This is a genomic window from Neobacillus sp. GCM10027624, assembly GCF_042675345.1.
Classification (GTDB): domain Bacteria; phylum Bacillota; class Bacilli; order Bacillales; family Cytobacillaceae; genus Neobacillus; species Neobacillus cucumis_D.
The window spans coordinates 777,066-801,937 of sequence record NZ_JBHTHD010000002.1 but is presented as its reverse complement, the minus strand read 5'-3'; the positions used below and the strand labels follow the sequence as shown (position 1 = coordinate 801,937).

The window sequence follows — 24,872 nt, the reverse complement described above, 5'->3', positions numbered from 1 at the left end:
ATTAACCGCCTCCTACAAAATGAACAATTTCGATTTTATCTTTATCTGATATTCTAGTACTCTGATGTTCCATTTTCGTTAAAATTTTACCATTTAGTTCCACGACCACCACCTTATTGTGAACCTCGTAGTGTCTTAGGACATCCGAAACAAACTCAAGATCTTGGGGGAGCACAACCCTTTCGCCATTTATCAAAAGCTTCATGTAAAGCCTCCTTTGTTTTTGAAAAATACATTGACAAAAAAATATTTTTATGTTATGATTAAATATTTGCGTATTGATAAAAAAACTTTAAAGATGTAATATTGGATTCGCAGTGATGATTAATTTTCTCTGGAGGGATCCAATGTTTAAGAAAAATGGTATTCACATGTTAGAAATCTCCATCAACTCTACTGGTGAGGTAAATGTCATCCACCCAGCCATCATTTGGGATGAAGAAGACCTAATTTTAATTGACACAGGTTATCCCGGCAACTTGAATGATTTGCGTGTTGGGATTGAAAAAGCAGGCGTTTCATTTGAACGACTGACGAAAATCTTCATCACTCATCAAGATATCGACCATATCGGCAGTTTACCAGCCATCCTGGAAGAATCCCCGAAAAAAATAGGCGTTTATGCGAGCGAGATAGAAAAGCCGTTTATTCAAGGTGAAAAAATGATTTTAAGGATTACCCCTGAATCCATTACGAAAGCCTTGGAGTCGCTGCCGCCTGAAGTACCAGAAGACTTTCGCCGCGCTTTTAAATTTCGATTAGAAAATCCACCAAAGGCAAAAGTAGACCATGTAATCGAAGGTGGTCAGGAATTACCTTACTGTGGCGGAGTGATTGCCACCGACACGGCTGGACATACCCCGGGACATTTGAGTTTTTACCATCAAGCAAGTAAAACCTTGATTGCCGGGGATGCATTAATTGTTAAAGATGGACAATTATATCCGGCTGATCCGAAATACGCCTTAGATAATGAAATGGCAATTAAATCACTTGATAATCTTTTAAGCTATGACATTGAAAAAGTCATTTGTTATCATGGTGGACACTTTGCTGGAAATGTTCATGAACGATTGCTAGAAATTTTAAAAGGATAATGTATCTTTGAGGTCGGAACTGAATATTCCTGTTCCGACCTTAAAGTACCGTTTCGGTGTGCCTTTCCAGCTGAAACGCGGAAAGAAGAGAATCCTGTTTTCCGACTAATAAGTCAGCGACAAGTTTTCCAGTGATGGGACTTAACAAGATTCCATTACGAAAGTGCCCAGCGGCGACAAATAAACCCTTCCATTCAGGATGCTCGCCAATATAGGGGAGACCATCGCCTGTCTGCGGGCGGATTCCACACCATACCCGCTCCCATGAAGCATCTTTAATCTGAGGAACGAGATGGATCGCTCTTTCAATTAATGTTGCAACTCCTTGAGGAGTGACCTTGTCATCAAACGTATCTTCTATCATTGTTGCTCCAATATAAATTTCTCCATTACGTTTTGGGACCAGATAACAGCGTTTATCGGAAAAAATCGTCCGATTGATTAAAGATTCTTCCGTTTTGACAGAAAAGCATTCACCTTTAACAGGGTATACAGGAAGATCCAAGCCGGATTCCTGCATTAATCTTCCTGCCCATGCACCGGTCGCCACAATCACTTGTTCACTATGTATGAGACCATTTGTTGTTTTAACCCCTTTGACCTTCCCGTTTTCAAAAAGAAAAGAGAGGACCTCGGTATTTTCATGAATTTCTGCTCCATAGTGGATAGCGGCTTTTGCAAAGCCTTGAGTTAATTTTCCCGGTTGAACATGCCCGTCATTTGGGAGATACATCCCGCCGGCAACACTCGGTGAAATAGCTGGTTCCATTTCTCTTATATCCAATGAGTCGAGCCACTGGATTTTGGAATCCCAATTATTTTGAAAAATGACCTGTTTTTTCAATTCGGTTGCAATTTCATCTGTTTCTGCGACTCTTAACATGCCTTTTTGGACGAACTCAATATCGACTCCTGTAAGCCCGAATAACTCGTTTGAAAGTTCTGGAAACATAGCCTGACTTTTTATTGCCAGATGGAAGAGGGGACCTTCTTGTTCAATTTCCGCTTGGGCTGCCAGCATCCCCGCGGCCGCACTCGAAGCCTGGCAAGCTAATCGTTCTTTTTCTAAAATAATGACTTTTTTACCCAGTTTGGAAAGTTGATAGGCGATGGAAGCACCGTTAATTCCGCCGCCGATGATGGCAACATCATATGAATGACACAATTGATTCATCTCCATTTTTTAGTTCATTTGCGTAAGACTTTACCGCTGCTACTGGATCCTTTGCATCTAACACTCCCGATATAACCGCAATACCGGTTGCACCTGCCTGAAGAACTTGATAAGTATTTTCTGGTCTGATACCGCCAATTGCAATAACCGGGATGTTTAATTGAGATACCTTTTTTAATTCCTCAAGACCTTTAGGGATTTTTCCAGGTTTTGAATGAGAAGGGTAGACATGTCCGAACAGCACGTAATCGGCATGATCCCTTATCGCCTTTAGTCCATCCTCAAAAGAGTGGATGGAGCTTCCTACCCGAAGTTGTTGGAAATTATCTTTTACAATGCCTGCATCTAAACTGTGATAAGCTAATTGAACTCCCGCTACTCCTGTCACTGAGGCCACATCCACCCGATCATTAAGGATTATTTTTGACAAAGGGATGTTTTTCTTTGTTAAAAATTCGACTGCATCAAAAAGTTCTCTGGCTGTTATTATTTTTTCTCGCAGGTGAATCGCAGTTATGTATGGCTGGATATCTGTGACAATTTCAGCAAACTGCTCAATTGGCATTTGACCATTTGAAATAAGATGGAATTCCTTTGAAATATAAGTCACCCCTTTAGAAGATTCCGTTGAAATGAAAAAAACCACTTCCGATTTGTAAGGAAGTGGTTTTTGAAAATTTGAAATAAACAATTTTTTGGTTACTCAAATATCCTATTTTCCACTTCCCTACGCTGGTTTTAACCAGATCAGGTTCATAGAGTCCCGAAGTAGCACTTCAATCTCAGCCCTTTAAAAAGGCACCTCTAGCGGAATAGCTTTATTTATTCATTTGTAATGTTTTCCTGCAATTATTATATTAACACGCTGGTCAGATATGTCAAATCATTTTGTCAACTTTTAATAATGTTTTATTTTACTAGATTTTTATATTTATCATTTCTAATTTCTTAATCTTGTATAAATACTTTTCAATTTTTCGACATTCTTAAGAAAATATTATCTTCCATGTGTTAAACTTAAATAGATTGATGATGGAGGGAAGATTAGGCATGTTGAATATTCGAAACGTAAAAGAGCAGGACTTATCTGATATTGTAATCATTGAACAGCTTTGTTTTCCTCAAGAAGAGGCGGCAACAAAGGAAGCATTTGAAATGAGGATTAAAGTGATCCCTGATAGTTTTTTTGTTGCGGAAGAAAATGGGGTGGTCATTGGTTTTGTTAATGGACCGGTTATTAAAACCCCCTTCATTACGGATGACTTATTTAAGGATCTAAAGGTAAACCCAGAAACGGGGGGCCATCAAAGTATCCTTGGGATAGCGGTAACACCACATTTTCAAACACGTGGGGTGGCAGCGGCACTCCTTGCTCATATTGAAAAAGCTGCAAAAGAAAAAAATCGCGAAACAATCACCCTTACCTGTAAAGAAGAACTAATTGTCTTCTATCTAAATCATGGATACCGAAACCTAGGAACCTCGGACTCCCAGCATGCCGGAGTTACGTGGTATAACATGGTTAAAAATTTATAATCCCGTGGACTATGTGAAACAAGAAAATTCGGGTGGTGCCTGGCACCACCCGAATTTTCTTTATTTGTTTAAGGAAAAAAGTAACTTTTAGAGGGTTTGCTTTCCATTTGTCGAACTATTTAGATAATAATTAATCGACAATTGAGGTGGGAAAGTTGTACGATATCCAATATGCATTTTTCAATGAGTATGGTGATTATGGTTTTGATTTTGACAACAGTGACGTCTCAACCCACTTTATCATTACGGCTATTCTAGTAAAAGATTCCGATAAAGAAGGGTTAGAAGGGGAAATTGAAAGGATATGGAAAAAATATATTCAAAAAGAAGACAACCATTTTAGTTACATAAAAAATCAACCAGATCTTATGCTGCAAATTTTGAATGAAATGAAGGAATTACCTTTTAAAATATATGCATATGTGATCGATAAGCAGAAAATAAGAGACAACAGTGGAGTCACCTACAAAAATACGTTTATAAAATATTTAACACGCAAGGTCCTCGAAGATTTATCGAATACATTTGAAAAGCTTGATATTATTTCGGACGACCAGGAACCGAAAGAGTTTATGAAGGCGTATATCAATTATGTAAAACAAGAATGTATACCTGACCTATTTAATTATTCAAGCTTCGGATTCAATAACACGAAATCAGATATTCTTGTCAAATTGTCAGAATGGATTGCACGAACACTGGCAATAGGGTATGACCGAAATCTTTCAAAATATTATCAAACATTTTATAAAATCATCAAACCTCAAATTGTCCGAATCAATTTATGGCCCCATGACTATCGGAATTTTCTCTATGATTACAAGGTAGACTCTGCTGACATTAAGAATGACGAGGTAATCATCAAACAGGCAGTCAACTTAGCTTATCAATACATTGATAAGTATCGAAAAAGTGACGATGAGGATGAAAAACTTCGCATTGATTTTTTAAAGTTTTTACTATTTAATCTGAAAGAAAATCCAGATGAATATGTTTACACACAGGAAATATTAAATAATCTCAATGCTATACGCAATATCGAGTTGAACCCACATAATTTTCGCTCTAACATCGTCTCGAAGCTTCGTGATCAGGGGTTGCTGATTGCGAGCAGCAATAAAGGCTACAAACTGCCGGTTTGTTTGGCTGATTTATATGACTTTGTGAACCTCTCAAGTCTAACCATTTTCCCGATGATCCAACGAATAGCCAAATGCCGCGATCAAATTTTAAAAGCAACGAACAAGGAAATAGACATTCTTGAGCAAAAAGAATATGAGTATTTGAAACGGGTTATTGAAATGGAAATACTGAGGGTAAAGTAATTTTTTATAAAGACTTAATGTTGTGCCCATATCTTGGTAATACTAAAAACGAAACCGAAGTGGAGGTACAGGATATGGCAGAAGAAAAATCAAAAAATGAGAGCGGGAAGGAAAAAGAAAGCCTTGTAGATGTACAGTTAGATCAATTGGTCGAGATCAAAACAGGAGAATACAAAGGGAAAAAGGCTAAAGTTATACAAGTCCGTGATAATTCAGTTATTGTAGAACTCGGAATGAAAACAAAGGCAGGGGAACCAGTGTTAACCGTGGTGAATCATAAAAATTACAAGAAGCTTAATAAATAATTACTTCTTCAATTTGATAAACTCCATCCTTGTTTGTTTCAGAAGATTGTCATGAAGCCAGATAGAAGCGGATGGAACAGTCAAAAATGGGAAGAATACCTGCGGTTTTTAACGAACTCGAAAAGTTAACAAACCAGAAATAATTTTAGGTATCAGGCGACCAAATGGCGGCTGATGCCTTTTTTTAATTGGCTATGTTAAAGGACATGGTGATTTTTGAACAGCGTTGATTGGAGCGGAAATCAAGAACTAATTTTAGCAGCCTTTTAAATAAAAATGAACAAAATGTTTTGGAAATACACCATGGTGGTAAAATTATAAATTACAATGAGTAGGTAAAGGGAGGGGAAAGCTTTGGATAAAAATCGAAAAAAGGAATCTATGGTAGTTAGCACACTACTTATAGTTGTTATAATGACATTATTCATTACATCAAGTGTGTTCGGAAAATTATCAAAGGACTCAAATCAGAAGGATAAGGATAAAAAAATTACCGTGTATCTAGCAGGAGACTCCACAGTTTCTAACTATCCTGACAATATGGCACCGCGGACGGGTTGGGGACAGGTACTACCGTCTTTTTTTGACGATAGGGTTCGAATAAAGAACAGAGCGGTACCTGGCAGAAGTTCAAAAAGTTTTATTATGGAAGGCAGATTAGCTGGAATCTTAAAACAAATTCATAAGGGGGATTACCTTTTCATTCAATTCGGCCATAATGATGAAAAATTTAAGGATTCCACCCGTTATACAAAACCTTCTACTACATATAAAAGCTATTTAAAGCAATATATTGCAGGTGCTCGTCAAAAAGGTGCGATCCCAGTCCTTGTCACTCCGATGGAAAGAAGACGTTTTTCTTCAGAGGGAGATGCTTTGAATACGCACGGGAAGTATCCATCGGCGATGAGAGAGCTGGGACATGATGAGCATGTTACGGTCATTGATTTAACGGCGAAAAGCAAGAAACTTTTTCAACAACTGGGACCCGAAAAAACAAAAGAACTTTTTATGTGGGTAGACCCAGGAACTACTCCTAATTTTCCGAGAGGAGTACAGGACAATACACATTTTCAGGATAAAGGTGCAAAGGCGATAGCTAAACTCGTGGTCGAGGGGATACAGGAGCACGGATTGGGACTGCGTGCACATCTAAAATAAAAGAAACCCATCTACAAGACGAAAGGTTTTTTCCCTTAGAAAATAAAACGGCTCTCAAATTATGAGAGCTGTTTTATTATCTTAGAATATGCAGTGGGAAAATAACAAGCAAGTTGCCTTCATCTCCCTTGTTTCCATTATGTGCGTTGAATTTGTGAAGTGGCAAAGGTTTTAATCAGTTTTTGTAAATTTCGATGGCCCTCTCTCAATCTAATTGTTTCATCAATAATCAGTTGAAATCCTTCCAATTCTTTGTCTGATGCATTTAATAGTGATTTTGGTAAACCTTCTGCGAGTTGTTGTAGGGTGTAATCTTTTGTCACGGACATCGACCATCCTTTCAACTTATTCAATAGACATCAATTTTGCCTTTTTTAGTATTTTGGGAAAGGAGACCGTTTTTCCTGCCAATACCATAAAAAACTTATCTACATATCTCAGCAGATTTCTTTTTGAATAGAGATTATTTTGCACCTAACGACAGATAACAACTAAGATGTCTAGTTTTTTGTAGAAAAATAGTAAATATCTAGCTTGCTAGAAATGAGTAAGCACGGTAAATTATAGAAATATCGATATCTGGGGAGGGAATAGAATGGAACATGAAATAAATGAAATACTCAACAAATGTGACCTTGCTATAAAGTAAGAAGATTTTGATACGTTGATGAAATACTATACGAATGATGCTATTCTGGTTGTAAAACCTGGCATGATTGCACGAGGTAAAGAAGAAATCAAAAAAGCATTTATTGCCATTTCAAAATACTTCAATAATCGCCTAGTACCAACTCAAGGTGAGATGATCATTTTAGAGGCGGGGGACACTGCGTTAGTTATTTCCCAAACCCTTCTTGATACCGATAAAAACGAATCGGAATTTTCCATGGATAGAAGAGCAACCTATGTATTTAAGAAAAATAAAAAAGGTGATTGGCTTTGTGCAATCGACAATTCTTATGGGACCGAATTAATAAAAAGTAGAAATTGAATAAATAAATTTTCATTCAAAAGCCATATAACATAGTTAAGGGCTTCTCCAAGATAAAATGGAGAAGCCCTTAATTTTTTATAAATTAAATGATTATTAGTTTAATATGGTTACTTTTAATTGTTTTACGCCAAAATCAATGGCATCTTCTTCAGATGGAATAAAGACATCAATCCGATTTCCTTTAATCGCACTGCCCGTATCGGCAGCTGTCGCTTCTCCGAACCCCTCAACATAAACCTTACTGCCCAAAGGAATAACATTTGGATCCACTGCGATGACTTTTGCATTCGGGTTTGTTTTGATGTTAACTCCAGTTTTTGTGATTCCAGAACATCCTTCACATGAAGCCGTATAAGCGGTGGCCCTCACGGTAATTTGCTTAGCAGCCTTTACTTTTTCTTCACGTTGCTTGGAAGCCTGTTTCTTAGGATGCGATGTTGCTTTATCTTTTAATTCCTCATGATCTTGTTTCTTCTCTTCAGATGTTTCCTGCTTTTTTGTGCTTGTTTCAGAAACATCTTCAAAGATAATTAAATCTAATCCAGGATGGATAAGATCCGAAATTAAATGGTTCCATTCCTTTATTTGTGAAACACTCACATGGTGTTTTTTGGCGATATCTAATAATGTTTCATCTTTTTTTACGGTATAATGTTTTTCAGGTGCGATTTCAAGTCTTTCACCTGGATAAATAAAATCTGAAGTAAGATGATTCAACATCCGGATGTTTTCTACCTTTGTATGATTTTCGCTGGCGAGATTGGAAAGAGTATCTCCTTCTTGTACGGTAACCGTTGCAGCATGTACATTAGCACTTACAGTTCCTGAGAGTACTACTGCCGCCATAAATGTTTTCACTTTGTTTAGCATTTTTTTACCCTCCCTGTTCTTTGTCCGCTAAGTTTTCATAAGCGTAACATGAATTTTGCTTATAAAAAGAACAGGAGGATGTTAAAACCATTACAAGCATGGCAAGTATATTGCGATAGTATTTCGTAATTGGCGGAATAATCTGAAATATAGTGTTTTTAAGGAATGCTATCTAAGAAAAAGCCCAATAGGATGTGCTTTAAGCGCAACATCCCATTTATTACAATAATGTTACAAGGAAATAGTCAAACTTTTATGGAATACTAATATTTCCCAATATACCCAACAATTTAATCTGGTCAATTTTTAAAAATTTGCTCACAAAAAACGAATCAAGAAACAAAAAACCCGCAAATCGTATATAAAACAATTGAAATGACTCCTCCAATAGCCGCAACCTTTAATTTAAAACGGGCATAGTCGATAAGTGACATATCTAAAATTGTAGCGGTTGTAATGGTGGTATCTCCAAGTGGTGAGGTTAAAGCGCCAAAAGCTCCACTTGCAAAAACAGCACCTACGGTTAATGGAATAGAGGCCCCTGTTGAAACCGCCAATGACATCCCTAGAGGCATGAATAATCCCCATGTTCCCCAAGAAGATCCAATAAAGTAACCGACAATTGATCCCAGCACAAAGATTGTAACTGGGGTCAGAAAGGCGGGTAAGAAGGAACCTAAAGTGGAACTAATAAATTTTGAAAAACCAAGATCTTCGGCCAATAAAGTTAATGACCAGATGAGGACAAGCAACGTGATGGCCTCCATCATTTGGTTTCCACCATCAAAAAAATGGTACAAGATTTCGTCTAATTTCTGCCGTCTCACTATGTAAAAAACAAAGGATAAAACAAGGGTGATGAAAACGGCTAATAACATCACAAAAGTAGCATCGGCCATCGAAAAAGCTTCAAAAATTGTATGGGCACCTTTAGCTATGCCGTTTTGCCACAAGAGAAATAATGATAATCCAAGAAGTAAAAAGACGGGGAAAATCAAATTCCATGGTTGAGCTTTTACCATAGATAATTCTCTTTTAATTCCACTCCGGTGCAGGTCATTCTCTTCCTCGTCTAACTGTTCTTGTTTTAGGTTAAGAAGAGATGTTTTGTTCGCTGGAGTCCAGAAGGTTAGGACAATCCCGATGATTAACATCACAATCGCAAAAAAATTAAACAAGATACTAAGTAAGAAGACATGATAGGAGGACATGCCTAAATGAAGCTTACCTATATTGCCTTCCACTAATGACACCATGAAACCAACAAATGCCGTAGCAACCGGTAAAAGGACAATCACTGATTCTGTTGAAATATCCATCGTCATACCGACCTTTTGCTTTGGCAAATTCATTTTTTTAATCAGGGATTTAACAATCGGACCAATCATCATAATCCGAAACATCGGCATCATAAACGTAAAAAGGAGGGTAAACCAAATCAGACCTAGCAGACCACGCTCTGTTTGAATTTTATTCCCAACCCATTCTGAAAAACCCTTTATGCCTCCGGAAATGTTCATCATCCCTACCAATCCGCCAAATAAATATAGAAATCCAATGATTTTAATATTATTTCCAGCGGATAAGGTTGTCACAATATAGGATACCGTTTGATAGACTCCAGCTAATAAATCAGCTTTAAAAATCAATGACCCTACTAGCAAACCAAGGATAAGACCAGGCAGAATATTTTTCAGCCAAATAGACATGGAAATGACGATTATAAATGGTAACAAAGAAAGCCAGGTATGGTTCAAAATATCTCCCTCCAATCTGATCTATATATATGAAGAACTTATTCCATTATTATGACCACTCAATCGAAGAAAAATGAGGACTAGGCGCATTAGGTGATCGAAAAGGGGATAGGAATCAAAGCTTTAATAGTGCCAAAGGTTAAAAACAAAAAAACACCACAAATGAATTTGCAGTGTGAATTTTTATAAAGGAAACTTTATCACTACCTTTTATTTATACGGTAAGGACAACTTTTCCTTGAGCATGCCCTTCAGAAAAATACTTGAAAGCTTCATGCACTTCATTCAATTTATAGCACCGATCGATAACAGGTTTTACTTGGCTGGTTTCAAGAAGTTCTTTCAAATAAATCAAATCTTGTTGATTAGCTCTCTGTAAAAAGGTACTCATTTTCTTTTTGCTAGTCATCGAAATCCAAGGTCCCAGTACCATGGCTTGAAACATTTGAGTACCTGAACCTCCAACATGCACAAAAATCCCATTTGGACTTAAGACACGCTTATATGCGGTAATCGGATGAGAACCATTCACACCCAAAATTAGGTCATATTGCTGATGCCTTTTAGTAAAGTCTTCTTTTTTATAATCAATTACATGATCCGCTCCAATCGATCGTAAAATGTCTAAATTTCTTGTACTGCATACACCCGTGACCTCGGCCCCATATGCTTTGGCGAGCTGTACGGCGAAAGTACCGACACCACCGGAGGCTCCATTAATCAATACTTTTTGTCCTGCCTGTATTTTTCCTTTATCACGTATTGCCTGGAGGGCCGTTACACCAGCCATTGGTACAGCAGCTGCTTCTTCAAATGACAAATTGGCTGGTTTTAATACTACTGCCTGTTCGGGGATAGCTACATATTCAGCATAACCACCCCAGCCGCAACCGGATAAGTCTGCGAATACAGCATCACCAGGCTGAAACTCCTTAACATTTTTTCCAACTGCTTCAACCCGTCCTGCTATGTCACCTCCGGGTATGGGATATTTTGGTTTTAAGAGCCCGAAGGCAAAGCGAGCTAGGAAAGGTTCACCTTTTAAAAGAACCAAGTTTCCAAAATTAACGGATGTTGCATGAATTTTTACTAGTACCTCATGATCCTTAGGAGCCGGTTTGTCTACTTCCGTTAATTTAAGAACATCAGGCGGGCCATATTGTTTGTAAACAATAGCTTTCATCCGTTACCTCCTTATTTTTTGAATAATGATGAATAAAACGAGATTACAAATAAAAAGCCCTCAAATAAAGATATTCAAAGTGAAAGAATTCAAGACTAAAACAATATAAATGCATATAATTGTATATTTATAAGATTTATCTTTAAAATAAAAGGTCCGAAATCCTTAATTTATCACTCTGAATGAAAACGCTTTCTGAAAAAATACTATAAATATTCAAAAAATATTCAAAAAAATATTGTCAAAGGATATTTTTTTGACTATAATCAAAAATATCAGATGTGAGGAAATATAACATAAGAATGAGGGGTAATGTGACATGACTGAAACGCTTATTTCAAAAACACCAACGACAACTGCTATTTTTGAACAAATTAAAGAAACTATTTCAGAAAAATCTGTTGAACTATTACATTTACAATTTGTCGATATCGAAGGGATCTTAAAACACGTAACCGTAACAACAGAGCAGCTTGAGGATGTAGTAGAAGGAAAAATGATGTTTGATGGTTCTTCGATTAAAGGTTTTTCGCCGATTAATAAATCCGACCTTTATCTTCAGCCAGATCTTAATACATTTGCAGTTCTTCCTTGGACGGTTGAAGAGGGGTATTCAGAAGCTCGTTTCTTATGCTCGGTAAAGAACCCAGATGGAACGCCTTATGAGGGAGATACAAGAAATGTTTTGAAAAAAACTGTTGATCGTGCAGCTGAAAAAGGGTACACGATTTCAGTAGGACCGGAATTAGAATTTTTCCTTTTTAAAACAGATGAAAACGGGTATGCTACCCAAGAACTTGGTGATAAAGCAGGCTATTTTGAGCCATCTCCACACGATCTTGGCGAGCGCGTTCGTTTAGAAATCTACCGTGCCTTAAAAGCGATGGGCTTTACGATTGAAGCTTCTCACCATGAAGTGGCAGAAGGGCAGCATGAGATCAATTTTAAATATGCGGATATTTTAACGGCTGCAGACCTTTCCACTACATACAAATGGGTTGTAAAAACGGTGGCGAAGAAATTTGGTTTACACGCTACCTTTATGCCGAAACCAGTTTTTGGAATCAACGGTTCTGGAATGCATGTCAATATGTCCCTCTTCAATGAAAACGGAAATGCATTCTTTGATGAGACGGATGAGTTACAATTATCAGAAAAAGCATACCAATTTATTGCGGGTATTTTAGAAAACGTGAAGAGTTTTACAGCCGTGACCAACCCGCTTGTGAACTCATACAAGCGCTTAGTTCCTGGTTATGAAGCACCTTGTTATATTGCCTGGTCTACTTCGAACCGTTCAGCATTGATTCGTATCCCAGCTAAAAGAGGTCTGGCCACCCGAGTAGAATTACGTTGTCCAGATCCATCATCCAACCCATATTTAACATTTGCCGTGATTGCATCTGCAGGCTTAGACGGGATGGAAAATGAATTAGAAGTACCGGCTCCTATTAATGAGGATATTTTCCATATGACGGAAGAAACAAGAGCGTTCATGGGAATTGACAGCCTTCCTGGCAGCTTGGCAGAAGCGGTAAGTGCATTAGAAGCTGGCGAAATTGCTGCTAATACCCTAGGCGAACATGTCTACAACGAATATGTTTCTATGAAAAAAGCAGAATGGGATAGCTACCGTACGGCTGTTCACACATGGGAAATCGAAAACTATCATTCTAAATTTTAATAGTTGAAAAAGCGGGGATGCTCCCCGCTTTTTTAAATTTTCAGTGAGAGGTAAACACCAAAACAAACAAGCCCTGCCAAAATCCGGACTTTTACATAGTATATATTGTGTTAAAGAAGGGAGGTCTTAGTAATGGATGGTGCAGGAGCTGGTGGAGGTTTTGCATTGATCGTTGTATTGTTTATCCTTCTTATTATAATTGGAGCGTCGTTTATCGGCGGAGGATACGGCGGTTTTTATTAAAAAATAAAAATTTAAGAAAGGTGGAATAAATATGTTTGGTTACGGTGGATTTGGAGGATGCGGCGGTTATGGATATGGTGGTTTTGGCGCTGGCGGCGGCTTCGCTTTAATCGTTGTATTGTTTATTCTTTTAATCATCATTGGAGCAGTTTGCTTTTATTAATTAAACACCCATTGGTATTAAAATTAGAAAAAGGCCGTATCGGCCTTTTTTTCTTGAATTAAGCTCTGTCATACGCTTTTGGCGGTGATTCCATCCAACCTTTATCGATTAAGATATTTGCACCGTCATCAACAAATAAGCCAATGTTTATGAGTGTTCTTCCATATAACAATCCTATATCTCTTCTCCCGTTGACTGCTAATGAGTTTCCAAACGACCTTATTTTCATGGCGAACATATCGACTTTATGAAATAACATTATTTTATCGGAAAAAGTAGTTTACATATTTTAGGAGGTTAGGGAGATAGTAATAACAAATATTAATATCAAATAAGGCTGGCTTGAAAACCACCCTCAGCACCAAATCGAAAAGAAAACGCAAGGGGTTAGAAGAATGTGGAGAATCCGAAAGAAGCGTTATTTTGGAGTATTGCCTTACCGGGCTTTGGGCAATTAATTAATGGCAAATACCTAAAAGGCCTCCTCTTTATCATTTTAGAATTTATTGTAAATGTAAAAGCTCATTTTAACGAAATTATTAGATTAAGTTTTCATGGTGACATCGAAAATGCAATTGCACAAGCAGATTATCAGTGGTTGATGTTTTACCCCTGTTTGTACTTCTTTGCAATGTGGGATTCCTTCAGAGATGCTGGGGGAGGAACGGAAAGACATTCGTTTTTCCCATTTGTAATGGCAGCATATTTTGTAACGGTAGGGTGTATTTATTCTTCAAACTTTAAATTATTTGGGGAATTACTAGGGCCAGTTTGGTTACCCATACTATGTGTAATTCCTGGCTTAATCGTGGGGACAGCAATAAGAGGGATATTGCAAAAAAAGGTTAGGCAGGAAAATTAAGAGAGTATATAGTAAATAAGTAGTATTGAAATTCAAGATTTGGAAATATAAAATAAAAATTAGGATAAAAGAAATAAAGCTTTTATCTATATAAAGGATGAGCAGGTTTGGAAAACAAACAGGTGCAAATGGAGCTGGCAAGTTATATTGGAAGAACTTTACGGGAAAATTTCGGAAAAGGGCCTGAGTCGGTATTTGTTTCCTATAATCAGTCGATATTGACGGTTTATTTACGAAACTTCCTTACTCCATCTGAAAATGTTTTGTTAGCGCAGGATCAGGAAGCGATTGTTCAAAAGACAAGGGATATGCTAATGCAAACACTCATTCCTGAGTTTAAGGCTTATATTAAAATCCTAACCGGGATGGAAATTAGGGAATTTTACTACGATTGGGGACTTCACAATAAAAGTGGTGTCTTCATTGGCAAAAGTGCTTCTCTAACAGAACAAGCCGAAATCATAAATGATTCATACGAAGGAAAAGAGCAGCTTCACGAAGAAATTAAAAGAATCAGTATTCAGGCTCAAAGAGAACCGGATGAAGTGGAATCATTCCTTTTAAACCAAAGAACTTTGGTAGTCATTCGAAAAGGAATACTCGTATCCATCGAAAGGGAATTAATTCGCTTGGGTAGTTCCGAAACCCTCAGATTAGCAAAACGAAATCTTGAAAAAAGATTATTACATAATAGCAATCATTTTGAAGCCATACTCAAAACAAAAGTAAATGATATTTTTGTGGATTGGGATTTTAATCTGGATAAGAGTGCCATCGTGCTCATCTTATTACCAAAAGCATAAAGGCAGAAGTGAGTTAGACAAAATTATTTGAGCTAAACACAAGCCAAGATGGGGATATAACTCATCTTGGCTTTTTTTATCTAATTATAGGGAAAGGAACTGATAGAGAGAGATGAACAGTCCCGTGGAAGCGATCAAAAGTGAAAAGAGGCAATTATTAAAAAAATATGTAAACGAAAAAATGAACAGTAACCAAACTTTGTTTAAAGAGAATAAGGATGCAATTGTCATTTTCGATTTAGAAGGCCAAATTGTTCAAGTAAATCCAGCCTTTGAGAAACTATCAAACTATACGGCTGAAGAATCGATCGAATTGAAGCTCCAAAGGCTGTTTCCGATTGAAAGTTTGGATAAGGTTTTTCACTATTTTCATAAAGCTTCATTCGGTCAGGTCCAAAACTTTGATTGTGTAATGATGACGAAACAAGTGAAATTGATTGATTTAAATATAACCAATATACCGATATCTTCCAATGATAAAGTGGTTGGAGTATACGCATCCGTGAAAGATATTACCCAAGTTAAAAAGGAAAAATCAGAGGTTAGAAGAATTGAAGAATTTCACCGTGTCATGACCGATCATATTTTGGATATCATCCTAACCACAAATTTAATGGGAAAAATTCATTATGTTTCCCCTTCCTGTGAAAAGATACTTGGGTTTAAGGCAGATGAGATCATTGGTCAACATTTCTCGGTATTGTTACATCCTGAAGACAAGGAAAAGGCTTTTCAGGAACGTGAAAAGGTAATTGCGTTGCTTGAAGATAGCAGAGGCTCATATCGGTACGTCAAAAAAGACGGTAGTTTTGTTTGGATTGAATCGATTTGTAATCCCATCGTGGACCATGATACGAAAAATATCATTGAAATAGTCAGTGTTATCCGGGATATAACGGAGAGAAAGCAAGCCGAAGAAGAGTTATGGAGCAGGAAAAAAGCCTTTCGGGATTTAGTTGAACATTCCCCAGATGCGGTGATTATCGCCAAGGATGAGAAAATCCTGTTCATAAATGAAACGGGGGTCAGTTTATTAGGTCCTGAACGCATGGAGAACTTCATTTCAAGATCCCTCTTAGACTTCATCCATCCAGAGGATCATCAGGAAGCGAAAAAAAGAATCAAAAGTATTGTGGACGGGAATAGAACTGAATTTAAACCCTATAAAATCATCCGTTTTGATGGAAGTACCTTTGATGGTGAAGTAAAAGGCATTCCTACCTTTTTTCAAAAGCAGTCAGCTCAGCATATTATTATTCGGGATGTTACCGAAAAGAAAAAGACACAGGAGCTCTTGCGTAATTCGGAAAAATTAACGATCGCGGGACAGTTAGCTGCTGGAATCGCTCATGAGGTTCGAAATCCTCTCACTGCCATTAAAGGTTTTCTCCAGCTAATGGAGGCGCAGGTTAAGAATAAAACGTACTTTGAAATCATTCAATCTGAGATGGAAAGAATTGAACTAATCCTCAGTGAGTTATTGGTTCTTGCTAAACCGCAAGATTTGAAATTTGAAAATGAAAATATTCAGATATTAATCAATGATGTTAAAACATTAATAGACACGCACGCCATCATGAATAATATTTTGATCGAAATCGTGAATGAATGTAAGGACCTCACCATTAATTGTGATAAAAACCAGTTGAAGCAAGTTTTTATTAATTTTTTAAAAAATGCGATTGAAGCAATGCCTGATGGCGGAAGTATCACAATTGAAATCAAACAATATAGTGAGGAAAAGGTGAAGATCTTTTTTATAGATACCGGGAGGGGAATCCCGCATCATATTTTAAAACGAATTGGGGAACCATTTTTTACAACAAAAGAGAATGGTACAGGACTCGGTATTATGATTTCGAAGCAAATTATCGAAAATCATAATGGAAGCGTTCATATTTGGAGCGATGACAAGGGAAGCATTATTGAAGTAATTATCCCGGTTAATAATTGTTTGACAATATAATGAGATAGAGATGTATAGTTACTCACTTTCGATTATGTTCATTTTAAATACTATCGAAAGAAAGCGGGAGAGAAGGGGCTGAGACAATAACGTTTGATGAAGGTTGATTAAGTAAGTCACTAAATTGATTTGGCAATCAAAAGGGGTTGTCCAAAAAGTCAGGTAACTGACCTTTGGTAGCCTCTTTATGTTTAATTTTTCGGCGGTTAACTAGGTGTTGATTTCCGCTCCAATCAGCAGATTGCATAATAGGTATCCTACAAATGGTGATCATTTTTTAATACATTTTTTAAAGAAATTTTCTATCTCTATGAAAATAAACACGATAACAACTTACCGTGATTATTTTAGTGTTTTTTTTTATATAAGAATGGTATATAATTCCATTAGATGATATTGAGGAGTGATTTTGTTGATTAATATAGTGGGTCAAATTATGTTGTATGTAAATAATCAAGATGAGGCAGTGAAATTTTGGACAGAAAAGGTAGGATTTCGTGTAATTTCGGAGCAAGATAACGGTCAAGGAATGAGATGGATTGAAATCGCCCCGACAAATGAAGCGGAGACTAGTATTGTTCTCCACAATAAGGAACTCATATCTAAAATGCAGCCTGAATTAAATCTGGGTACACCATCTTTACTTTTCTTCTCAAATAATTTCGAAGAATTACATAATGACTTAACAAATAAAAACGTTACAGTCGGAGAAATTGTGAACATGCCTACAGGCAGAGTATTCAATTTTGCAGATAGTGAAAATAATTACTTTGCAGTATTAGAAAAAAAGTAAAGTTGACTAAAAAGGCACGAGTTTTATAAAAACTCGTGCCTTTTTATATTTGGGAATTTCCGAAGTGAATGATTAGAGAAAAAGCGATTGGAAAAACTTACTAGTGGATAGAATCGAAAATCTAAAAGGAAGGATGAATTGAATTGTCAGGACCTAGTTTAAGAAAACAGGATGCCCACACCTCCATTCATGAATCAGCGTTAAATGAAGCAAAAGAATTGCGTACTTTATTGTATAAATGTCTAAAGGATGAACAAAAGGAAAAAGCCCTAAAAGTAGCCGAGGTAACCATTGAGCATTGGGAATCCCGAACATTACAGCATGCTGAATCGGAAGAGGAAGGGTTATATAAGGAAATGGAAGAGGAGAAGCCTTATTTACGACAGCTTATCATCCAGCTCACTCGTGATCACGATCTTATGCGTAGAATCGTAGAACAAATGAGGAACCTGCTGATTCAGGATGAGATTGATGACAGAATGATCTCTTTACTTGATTCCTTAATTATCGTGGACTCCATCCATAATGAAGATGAAATGAATAAACTACTATTAAATAACGAAAGCTACGACAAGAAAGTTATGGAAAAAGGTGAAGATATTGCTTGAAGAAAAATTATTACGTTATGCGGCCCCAGAATTATATACCAAAATGGTTGAAATCTTTTCAACCTTTCATCTACATCCCTATGATGTTCATGCTACCTCTTTGAAAGTAGAGAATGGGTATGAAGTTTCATTAAAGTTTTCTACTGATTTTTCTCAAACTATCACACAACATTTCACCTTTAACCAGGTGGCAGAGCCTGATGAAGAGGTGACCCATTTTTTTGAAAGGGCTGCAGATCAATGTAAGTCCTTGTTAATTGCAGATTACTATAAAATGATAAAGCCCTAAAAGGAGTTGAAAGTCGTTTGTTTTCATTTCAAGATGATGCCCTACTCGTTGATGACCGAGAAGATTTAATTGCTGTTCTGCGGATGAGATTCGGATCTATTCCAGGTGAAATGATTGAGAACATTTATGAAATAAATGAAATGAATTCACTGCAGCGTCTTATCCTATCAGCAGCAAACGCAGCAAATTGGGATGTGTTTTTGGAAGATTTTAATGAAGGTAGAGACTCTTTTCGATTATTGGGTGAAGACTTTAACCCTTTAAGAGATCGGATGAAAGGTAGAGATGGCCTCGATGGAAAAACACAAAAATAATTTATTTCATTCTCTTAAGCATCTCGTCCGAGGGGAGCGCATTAATGATGGATGGACAGAGGAGAACCCGCGGCCGCGGGATTGGGAATCGGTCTACCGTGGCCGTTGGGGTCATGATAAGGTAGTCCGGTCCACTCACGGAGTGAATTGTACAGGCTCGTGCAGTTGGAAAATCCATGTGAAAGACGGCATTATCACGTGGGAAACCCAACAAACCGACTACCCGTCAACGGGTGATGATTTTCCTGAATATGAACCAAGAGGATGTCCTCGAGGTGCCAGTTTTTCTTGGTATACATATAGCCCAACACGGGTGAAGCATCCCTATATCCGCGGAGACCTTTATGCACTATGGAAGGAAGAAGTGGGCAAAGCTGACAACCCTGTACAGGCGTGGGAAAATATTGTTTCGAATCCCGAAAAACGTGAACAATACGTGAAAGCACGCGGCAAGGGCGGGTTTGTCCGGGGAACATGGAAAGAGATTTGTGAAATGGTTGCTGCTGCAAGTATTTATACGATTAAAAAATATGGTCCAGACCGAATTGTCGGATTCAGCCCAATACCGGCGATGTCGATGGTTAGTTATTCAGGAGGAACAAGATTTTTATCCTTAATCGGCGGGACCATTTTAAGTTTTTATGATTGGTATGCTGACCTTCCGCCTGCTTCTCCACAGGTTTGGGGCGACCAAACAGATGTACCGGAAAGTGGAGATTGGTATAACACGAAATACTTTATTATTTGGGGAACCAATATTCCGCAAACCAGAACACCTGATGCCCATTTTATGGTTGAGTCAAGATACAACGGTACAAAAGTGGTGGGAGTAAGCCCGGATTATGCAGAATATGAAAAGTTTGCAGATGTATGGTTACCTGCGAAAGAAGGAACCGATGGGGCTCTTGCCATGGCCATGACCCATGTGATTTTAAAGGAATTTTATGTGGATAAAGAAACTCCTTACTTTTTGGAGTATGCCAAACAATATACGGATTTGCCTTTTTTAATTACGTTGAACAAAAAGAATGAAAATTACCGGTCTGACCGTTTCCTGCGAGCATCAGATCTTTCGGACCAAGAGGAGCTTGGTGAATGGAAAACCGTTGTCTGGGACGAAACCACCGATAATTTTGCGATTCCAAATGGCAGCGAAGGGTTTCGGTGGGATAAGGGGAATCAGTGGAATTTAGATTTATACAATATTAATCCAAGAATGAGTTTTTTAGATGATTCTGATGAAAGAGCCATGGTTGAATTTCCGTATTTCGGTGAAAAAGAAGGCGGATTGGTTAAGCGCGAAGTCCCTGTTAAAAAGATTAAGGACAAATCCGGCAACGAGTTAATCATTACGACGGTATATGATCTGATGTTGGCTCATACTGGGATCAATCGAGGTTTAAAAGGCGAATACCCATCTGGTTATAATGACGAACAAAGACCCTATACACCTGCATGGCAAGAGAGCATTACCGGTGTGAACCGGGCACATGTCATTCAAGTTGCCAGAGAATTTGCAGAAAATGCAGCCTTAACAAAAGGGAAATCGATGATTGCAATGGGAGGCGGCACGAATCATTGGTATCATAGTGATCAAATTTATCGATCGATCTTAAACCTTGTACTGTTAACGGGTTCTCAAGGAGTCAACGGCGGAGGCTGGGCACATTATGTCGGGCAGGAAAAGGTACGCCCATTAGAAGGTTTTTCACAAATTGCTTTTGCGAATGACTGGGTGAAAGCTCCAAGGTTTATGAATGGAACTTCCTTCTTTTATTTTGCCACCGAACAATTTCGCTATGAGTATGAAAAAGGGGAGAGTGAAACAGAATGGGGCAGTCAATATTCCAATATGCACCCTGCTGATTTCAATGCGCTCTCTGCTCGATTAGGATGGCTGCCAAGCTTCCCGCAACTATCGCAAAATTCATTAGATGTAGTGAAAGATGCCCGGTCACACAATAAGGATGACCAAGCGGTAATCAAAGATATTACGAAACAATTAGTTGATGGGAAACTGGATTTTGCGATTGAAAATCCAAATGATCCTCGAAACTTCCCGCGTGTCTTTTTCAATTGGCGCTCCAATCTATTAGGTGATAGCGGAAAGGGTCATGAGTATTTTGTCAAACATTTAATCGGCTCAAAGGATTCTGTATTAGGAGATACTGAAAGCTCCTGGCAGCCTGAAGATATTAAGCTTTCCGAAAAGCCACCTGAAGGGAAAACGGACCTGTTTGTCAGCATGGATTTCAGAATGACAAGTTCAGGGCTATTCTCCGATGTCATTTTACCGGCAGCAACTTGGTATGAAAAGTACGACATTAGCAGTACCGATTTACATCCGTTTGTGCATCCATTTAATGCAGCAATTACCTCCCCATGGGAGACAAGAAGTGACTGGGATGCATTCAGGGAAATTGCCAAGAGCTTCTCTGAGCTGGCCAAAAAATACCTCCCAGCCCAGGAGGATCTTGTGCTGTCACCTCTTGCACATGATACGATCAATGAAATTGCCCAACCATTTGGTAAAGTGAAGGACTGGCGGAAAGGGGAAGTCGAGGCAATCCCGGGTAAAACCCTTCCTAACTTTAATTTCGTTAAACGGGATTATCCAAATGTATATGATATGTGGATTACCGTTGGACCAAATATTAAAAATGGTTATGGTACAAAAGGGGTGAAGATCCCTGGAGATAAAGTTTATAAAGAATTACTCGACCGGCTAGGGCCTTCCAAACATGTAGGCATTGGAAAAGGCTTTCCTGATCTTTATTCTGATAAAAAAGCAATCAATGCGATTCTTTTAATGTCAGGAGCAACGAATGGGAAAAGAGCGGTTGAAGGCTGGAAATCGATGGAGGAAAAGACAGGCAAAAAACTGAAGCACATCTCTGAAGGGCGAGAGGAAGAGGATTATACCTTAGATGCCTTAACCATCCAGCCAAGGCCCGCAATCTCTACACCTGTTTGGAGCGGTTTGGAAAACGATAATCGCCGGTACTCTCCATTTACTGTAAATAAAGAATTTAATATTCCGTGGCATACCCTTACAGGGAGACAAAGTTTTTATCTCGACCATGAAGTCATGCTTGATTTTGGAGAGGGCTTTCCTTTATATATCCCTCCGATAACCAAAGGGGCGTTTATTAAAGGTGAAAAAGAAGTCGAAAACAACGGAAAATCTATTACGCTCCGTTATATGACTCCACATCAAAAATGGGGCATTCACACCATGTTTACCGACACGAATAATATGGTTCAGTTATTTCGCGGCTGGCAGGTAGTATGGATGAATGAGGAAGATGCGGCTTCAATCGGGATTAAAGATAATGACTGGATTGAAATGTATAACCGTAATGGGGTTGTGGTGGCAAGAGCGGTACTAACGTACCGGATGCCGCGAGGAGCGGTTTACATGTACCACGCACAAGACCGCCATATGGGAGTTCCGGGAAACACCATTAACAAAAATCGCGGAGGAACCCATAACAGTGTCACCAGAATTTATCCTAAAGCGACACATATGATTGGCGGCTATTCGCAATTAAGCTATGGATTTAATTATTATGGACCAACCGGTAGTCAAAGGGATACGATGACGATTATCCGACCGTTGAAGGAGGTCGATTGGCTTGAGGATTAAAGCACAAGTGGCGATGGTTATGCACCTTGATAAGTGTATTGGCTGCCACACTTGTTCTGTCACTTGTAAAAATGTTTGGACAAACCGGCCGGGTATGGAATATGTCTGGTTTAATAATGTCGAAACCAGACCTGGTGTGGGCTATCCAAAAGAATGGGAGAACACCGACCGCTATAAAGGCGGTTGGGTCCTTCGAAATGGGAAATTGCATTTAAGGGCCGGCGGACCCCTTTCAAAGCTTGCAAATATTTTTTACAATCCGAACATGGCAGACCTAAACGAATTTTATGAACCGTGGACATATGATTTTCAACATCTTCACAAACGAAAAAAAGGAGAGAGTATTCCTGTTGCTCGTCCTCGTTCGATGATTACAGGAAACTATATTGATAAACCCGTATGGGGTCCCAATTGGGATGATGATTTAGCCGGTGGCAGCGAATCCGTCCCAAATGACCCCAATGTTCGAAAACTTCAGGAGCATATCAAAACTGAATATGAAAAGACCTTTATGATGTACCTGCCGCGGATTTGTGAGCATTGCTTAAATCCATCCTGTGTCGCTTCCTGTCCTTCAGGTGCCTTATATAAGAGAGACGAAGACGGGATCGTACTGGTAGACCAAGATTCATGCCGCGGTTGGCGTTTTTGCATGAATGGGTGTCCGTATCATAAGGTGTACTATAACTGGAATACACATAAAGCGGAAAAATGTAATTTTTGCTATCCGCGTACGGAAGCAGGATTGCCAACCGTTTGTTCGGAAACCTGTGTGGGAAGGATTCGCTATATTGGAGTGGTTTTATATGATGCAGACCGGGTCAAAGAGGCTGCATCCGTTGAGGACCCAAAAGATCTGTATGAATCCCAGCTTTCCATCTTCCTTGATCCGTTTGATCCGGAAGTAATCGAAAAAGCACAAGAGCAAGGCATCAATTATAATTGGATTCAAAGTGCACAAGAATCACCGGTTTATAAAATGGCGATTAAGTGGAAAATTGCACTGCCTCTGCATCCGGAGTATCGAACGATGCCAATGGTATGGTATGTACCCCCACTTAGCCCAATCATGAATCATATCACAAATGAACAGGATTTAAGTGCGGAAGGTTATATTCCTGCTGTGGACCAAATGAGAATTCCAATGGAATATTTAGCTTCGCTATTAACCGCAGATGATACCACTGTAATCAGAAAGGTTCTGCTCAAAATGGCCGCTATGAGAGTCTATATGCGGTCCAAAACAGTAGGAGGGGTGGATCCGCAGAAAATGACGAAATTGATTGATGAAGCGAGCACGACAAATGAAGAACTAGAAGATATGGCGAGGTTGCTTGCAGTTGCCAAATACAATGAACGATTTGTGATTCCAACAGGCCGCCGTGAAATGATCGATGATTTGCATTATAAACAGGGAGCATGCAGCATTGAAGACCTAGCACCACCTGAAGGGATGACAACCTATCCATTTGAAAGAAGTGAAAATGCATAATGAATGAAAAAAAGGCCATTCTAGCCATCTTGGCCCGGATGATGGATTACCCAGAGGAAACGTTTTTAAATGAACGAACGACTGTTGAATCCTTTATTCATGAAGCAATTTCAACAGAGGAAATAAAAAGAGAGGTAGTAGAGAGGCTTCATCCTCTTTACGAGATGCCTTTAAAGGAGTTACAAGAGTTATATGTATTAACCTTTGATTACAAGGACAAAACCAACCTATACTTAACGGCCCACGAGTTAGGGGACAGCAGAAAACGCGGTTTTGCCCTAATCGAATTGCAAAAACTTATTTTTGAAGAAGGATTCGAGACAGTCGGAAAGGAATTGGTGGATTACATTCCGATGCTATTGGAATTTTTAGCAGTTGCCCCAGAGGATGAAAAATTCGACAAACTTTCGCGAAGGGTTGCATTCGCTATTAATCGGATTTTATCAAATCTTCCGGAAGATAACCCTTACAAACGGGCAATAGAAGTATTGATGATGTATGTATTCGAGGCTCCTGGGACGGACGAAATTTCTGCATTAGAGATACTCCGGGAGCAAGCAGATCTAGATGAATTGCCATATCCATTGATGTATCGCTAAGGAGGGGA

Annotated in this window: 25 protein-coding genes, 2 pseudogenes and 1 riboswitch; of the genes and pseudogenes, 19 read left to right on the top strand and 8 right to left on the bottom strand. The window is 38.5% G+C overall.

Going from position 1 to position 24,872, the window contains the following annotated elements; genetic code table 11:
* Position 1: 1 nt before the first annotated feature.
* Positions 2-205: a sulfur carrier protein ThiS gene (thiS, locus tag ACFQZ9_RS04035; RefSeq protein WP_498942416.1), complete on the bottom strand. Its 204-nt coding sequence runs from the start codon at positions 203-205 to the stop codon at positions 2-4.
* A 142-nt stretch (positions 206-347) separates the two neighbouring features.
* On the opposite strand from thiS, the gene ACFQZ9_RS04030 reads away from it, so the two are divergent.
* Positions 348-1,097 carry an MBL fold metallo-hydrolase gene (locus ACFQZ9_RS04030; RefSeq protein ID WP_498942415.1) on the top strand — a complete coding sequence of 250 codons (750 nt, stop codon included), beginning with the start codon at positions 348-350 and terminating at the stop codon, positions 1,095-1,097.
* A gap of 40 nt (positions 1,098-1,137) precedes the next feature.
* Here the strand turns inward: ACFQZ9_RS04030 and thiO are convergent, their stop codons facing one another.
* Together thiO and ACFQZ9_RS04020 are read right to left on the bottom strand one after the other, a co-directional pair.
* Entirely contained in the window at positions 1,138-2,271 is a 1,134-nt protein-coding gene (gene thiO, locus ACFQZ9_RS04025) for a glycine oxidase ThiO (protein WP_498942601.1), read from the bottom strand.
* Positions 2,246-2,962 carry a thiamine phosphate synthase gene (locus ACFQZ9_RS04020; protein WP_498942414.1) on the bottom strand — a complete coding sequence of 239 codons (717 nt, stop codon included), beginning with the start codon at positions 2,960-2,962 and terminating at the stop codon, positions 2,246-2,248. Before ACFQZ9_RS04020 ends, thiO begins: the two co-directional genes overlap by 26 nt.
* Before the next feature lie 16 nt (positions 2,963-2,978).
* Positions 2,979-3,087, bottom strand: a riboswitch (TPP riboswitch).
* Positions 3,088-3,321: 234 nt separating this feature from the next.
* Here ACFQZ9_RS04020 and ACFQZ9_RS04015 point away from each other — a divergent pair.
* The 4 genes from ACFQZ9_RS04015 to ACFQZ9_RS04000 all read left to right on the top strand — a co-directional run bounded on the left by ACFQZ9_RS04015 (position 3,322) and on the right by ACFQZ9_RS04000 (position 6,598).
* Positions 3,322-3,807, top strand: a complete 486-nt coding sequence (locus ACFQZ9_RS04015; protein WP_498942413.1) for a GNAT family N-acetyltransferase — start codon at positions 3,322-3,324, stop codon at positions 3,805-3,807.
* A gap of 155 nt (positions 3,808-3,962) precedes the next feature.
* On the top strand, positions 3,963-5,132 hold the full coding sequence (locus tag ACFQZ9_RS04010) for a hypothetical protein (protein WP_498942412.1): 1,170 nt from the start codon (positions 3,963-3,965) through the stop codon (positions 5,130-5,132).
* 74 nt (positions 5,133-5,206) lie between these two features.
* On the top strand, positions 5,207-5,437 hold the full coding sequence (locus ACFQZ9_RS04005) for a DUF2187 family protein (RefSeq protein WP_498942411.1): 231 nt from the start codon (positions 5,207-5,209) through the stop codon (positions 5,435-5,437).
* A 354-nt stretch (positions 5,438-5,791) separates the two neighbouring features.
* Positions 5,792-6,598 (top strand): rhamnogalacturonan acetylesterase, encoded by an 807-nt coding sequence (locus ACFQZ9_RS04000; RefSeq protein ID WP_498942410.1) that lies wholly within the window; start codon positions 5,792-5,794, stop codon positions 6,596-6,598.
* Between the two features lie 137 nt (positions 6,599-6,735).
* Here ACFQZ9_RS04000 and ACFQZ9_RS03995 read toward each other — a convergent pair whose 3' ends face one another.
* Positions 6,736-6,927, bottom strand: a complete 192-nt coding sequence (locus ACFQZ9_RS03995; RefSeq protein WP_026575434.1) for a hypothetical protein — start codon at positions 6,925-6,927, stop codon at positions 6,736-6,738.
* A gap of 266 nt (positions 6,928-7,193) precedes the next feature.
* Here ACFQZ9_RS03995 and ACFQZ9_RS03990 point away from each other — a divergent pair.
* A pseudogene (locus tag ACFQZ9_RS03990) lies at positions 7,194-7,589 on the top strand (YybH family protein).
* Positions 7,590-7,685: 96 nt separating this feature from the next.
* Here ACFQZ9_RS03990 and ACFQZ9_RS03985 read toward each other — a convergent pair.
* The 3 genes from ACFQZ9_RS03985 to ACFQZ9_RS03975 form a co-directional block, all read right to left on the bottom strand.
* Positions 7,686-8,462 carry a 3D domain-containing protein gene (locus ACFQZ9_RS03985; RefSeq protein ID WP_498942409.1) on the bottom strand — a complete coding sequence of 259 codons (777 nt, stop codon included), beginning with the start codon at positions 8,460-8,462 and terminating at the stop codon, positions 7,686-7,688.
* Between the two features lie 332 nt (positions 8,463-8,794).
* Positions 8,795-10,219 (bottom strand): Na+/H+ antiporter NhaC family protein, encoded by a 1,425-nt coding sequence (locus ACFQZ9_RS03980; RefSeq protein ID WP_198310033.1) that lies wholly within the window; start codon positions 10,217-10,219, stop codon positions 8,795-8,797.
* Positions 10,220-10,433: 214 nt separating this feature from the next.
* Complete coding sequence (locus ACFQZ9_RS03975) at positions 10,434-11,402, bottom strand: NAD(P)-dependent alcohol dehydrogenase (RefSeq protein WP_498942408.1); 969 nt, start codon at positions 11,400-11,402, stop codon at positions 10,434-10,436.
* Positions 11,403-11,721: 319 nt separating this feature from the next.
* Here ACFQZ9_RS03975 and glnA point away from each other — a divergent pair, with 319 nt between their 5' ends.
* The 3 genes from glnA to ACFQZ9_RS03960 all read left to right on the top strand — a co-directional run bounded on the left by glnA (position 11,722) and on the right by ACFQZ9_RS03960 (position 13,492).
* Positions 11,722-13,086 (top strand): glutamine synthetase family protein, encoded by a 1,365-nt coding sequence (glnA, locus tag ACFQZ9_RS03970; protein WP_498942407.1) that lies wholly within the window; start codon positions 11,722-11,724, stop codon positions 13,084-13,086.
* A gap of 132 nt (positions 13,087-13,218) precedes the next feature.
* The gene (locus ACFQZ9_RS03965) at positions 13,219-13,329 is read left to right on the top strand and encodes a YjcZ family sporulation protein (RefSeq protein WP_081810792.1); all 111 of its coding nucleotides are present in this window, start codon (positions 13,219-13,221) and stop codon (positions 13,327-13,329) included.
* Positions 13,330-13,360: 31 nt separating this feature from the next.
* A complete protein-coding gene (locus ACFQZ9_RS03960; protein ID WP_498942406.1) occupies positions 13,361-13,492 on the top strand; it encodes a YjcZ family sporulation protein in 132 nt (43 codons plus the stop codon).
* 58 nt (positions 13,493-13,550) lie between these two features.
* On the opposite strand, the pseudogene ACFQZ9_RS03955 reads toward ACFQZ9_RS03960, so the two are convergent.
* Positions 13,551-13,766: pseudogene (locus ACFQZ9_RS03955) on the bottom strand (DUF3231 family protein); the annotation flags it as partial.
* A gap of 123 nt (positions 13,767-13,889) precedes the next feature.
* Between ACFQZ9_RS03955 and ACFQZ9_RS03950 the strand changes: the two are divergent.
* From ACFQZ9_RS03950 to narJ, 10 genes are all read left to right on the top strand, one after another.
* Positions 13,890-14,354 carry a hypothetical protein gene (locus ACFQZ9_RS03950; protein WP_198310036.1) on the top strand — a complete coding sequence of 155 codons (465 nt, stop codon included), beginning with the start codon at positions 13,890-13,892 and terminating at the stop codon, positions 14,352-14,354.
* 107 nt (positions 14,355-14,461) lie between these two features.
* On the top strand, positions 14,462-15,157 hold the full coding sequence (locus ACFQZ9_RS03945; protein ID WP_498942405.1) for a Na-translocating system protein MpsC family protein: 696 nt from the start codon (positions 14,462-14,464) through the stop codon (positions 15,155-15,157).
* Positions 15,158-15,269: 112 nt separating this feature from the next.
* On the top strand, positions 15,270-17,123 hold the full coding sequence (locus ACFQZ9_RS03940) for a PAS domain S-box protein (RefSeq protein ID WP_498942404.1): 1,854 nt from the start codon (positions 15,270-15,272) through the stop codon (positions 17,121-17,123).
* Between the two features lie 412 nt (positions 17,124-17,535).
* On the top strand, positions 17,536-17,916 hold the full coding sequence (locus tag ACFQZ9_RS03935; RefSeq protein ID WP_498942403.1) for a VOC family protein: 381 nt from the start codon (positions 17,536-17,538) through the stop codon (positions 17,914-17,916).
* A gap of 143 nt (positions 17,917-18,059) precedes the next feature.
* Positions 18,060-18,524 carry a hemerythrin domain-containing protein gene (locus ACFQZ9_RS03930; protein ID WP_498942402.1) on the top strand — a complete coding sequence of 155 codons (465 nt, stop codon included), beginning with the start codon at positions 18,060-18,062 and terminating at the stop codon, positions 18,522-18,524.
* Positions 18,508-18,813 carry a hypothetical protein gene (locus ACFQZ9_RS03925; protein ID WP_498942401.1) on the top strand — a complete coding sequence of 102 codons (306 nt, stop codon included), beginning with the start codon at positions 18,508-18,510 and terminating at the stop codon, positions 18,811-18,813. The genes ACFQZ9_RS03930 and ACFQZ9_RS03925 overlap by 17 nt, the downstream gene beginning before the upstream one ends.
* Positions 18,814-18,830: 17 nt before the next feature.
* Entirely contained in the window at positions 18,831-19,127 is a 297-nt protein-coding gene (locus tag ACFQZ9_RS03920; RefSeq protein WP_498942400.1) for a hypothetical protein, read from the top strand.
* Complete coding sequence (locus ACFQZ9_RS03915; RefSeq protein ID WP_498942399.1) at positions 19,108-22,773, top strand: nitrate reductase subunit alpha; 3,666 nt, start codon at positions 19,108-19,110, stop codon at positions 22,771-22,773. Before ACFQZ9_RS03920 ends, ACFQZ9_RS03915 begins: the two co-directional genes overlap by 20 nt.
* Positions 22,763-24,265 carry a nitrate reductase subunit beta gene (gene narH / locus ACFQZ9_RS03910; protein WP_498942398.1) on the top strand — a complete coding sequence of 501 codons (1,503 nt, stop codon included), beginning with the start codon at positions 22,763-22,765 and terminating at the stop codon, positions 24,263-24,265. Before ACFQZ9_RS03915 ends, narH begins: the two co-directional genes overlap by 11 nt.
* A complete protein-coding gene (gene narJ, locus ACFQZ9_RS03905; protein WP_498942397.1) occupies positions 24,265-24,864 on the top strand; it encodes a nitrate reductase molybdenum cofactor assembly chaperone in 600 nt (199 codons plus the stop codon). Before narH ends, narJ begins: the two co-directional genes overlap by 1 nt.
* Positions 24,865-24,872: the final 8 nt, after the last annotated feature.

Excerpts from the sequence above, each read along its gene's own strand:
- thiS (WP_498942416.1), bottom strand. The coding sequence starts at position 205 with ATGAAGCTTTTGATAAATGGCGAAAGGGTTGTGCTCCCCCAAGATCTT.
- ACFQZ9_RS04030 (WP_498942415.1), top strand. The coding sequence starts at position 348 with ATGTTTAAGAAAAATGGTATTCACATGTTAGAAATCTCCATCAACTCT.
- thiO (WP_498942601.1), bottom strand. The coding sequence starts at position 2,271 with ATGAATCAATTGTGTCATTCATATGATGTTGCCATCATCGGCGGCGGA.
- ACFQZ9_RS04015 (WP_498942413.1), top strand. The coding sequence starts at position 3,322 with ATGTTGAATATTCGAAACGTAAAAGAGCAGGACTTATCTGATATTGTA.
- ACFQZ9_RS04005 (WP_498942411.1), top strand. The coding sequence starts at position 5,207 with ATGGCAGAAGAAAAATCAAAAAATGAGAGCGGGAAGGAAAAAGAAAGC.
- ACFQZ9_RS03995 (WP_026575434.1), bottom strand. The coding sequence starts at position 6,927 with ATGTCCGTGACAAAAGATTACACCCTACAACAACTCGCAGAAGGTTTA.
- ACFQZ9_RS03985 (WP_498942409.1), bottom strand. The coding sequence starts at position 8,462 with ATGCTAAACAAAGTGAAAACATTTATGGCGGCAGTAGTACTCTCAGGA.
- ACFQZ9_RS03975 (WP_498942408.1), bottom strand. The coding sequence starts at position 11,402 with ATGAAAGCTATTGTTTACAAACAATATGGCCCGCCTGATGTTCTTAAA.
- glnA (WP_498942407.1), top strand. The coding sequence starts at position 11,722 with ATGACTGAAACGCTTATTTCAAAAACACCAACGACAACTGCTATTTTT.
- ACFQZ9_RS03965 (WP_081810792.1), top strand. The coding sequence starts at position 13,219 with ATGGATGGTGCAGGAGCTGGTGGAGGTTTTGCATTGATCGTTGTATTG.
- ACFQZ9_RS03960 (WP_498942406.1), top strand. The coding sequence starts at position 13,361 with ATGTTTGGTTACGGTGGATTTGGAGGATGCGGCGGTTATGGATATGGT.
- ACFQZ9_RS03940 (WP_498942404.1), top strand. The coding sequence starts at position 15,270 with ATGAACAGTCCCGTGGAAGCGATCAAAAGTGAAAAGAGGCAATTATTA.
- ACFQZ9_RS03915 (WP_498942399.1), top strand. The coding sequence starts at position 19,108 with ATGGAAAAACACAAAAATAATTTATTTCATTCTCTTAAGCATCTCGTC.
- narJ (WP_498942397.1), top strand. The coding sequence starts at position 24,265 with ATGAATGAAAAAAAGGCCATTCTAGCCATCTTGGCCCGGATGATGGAT.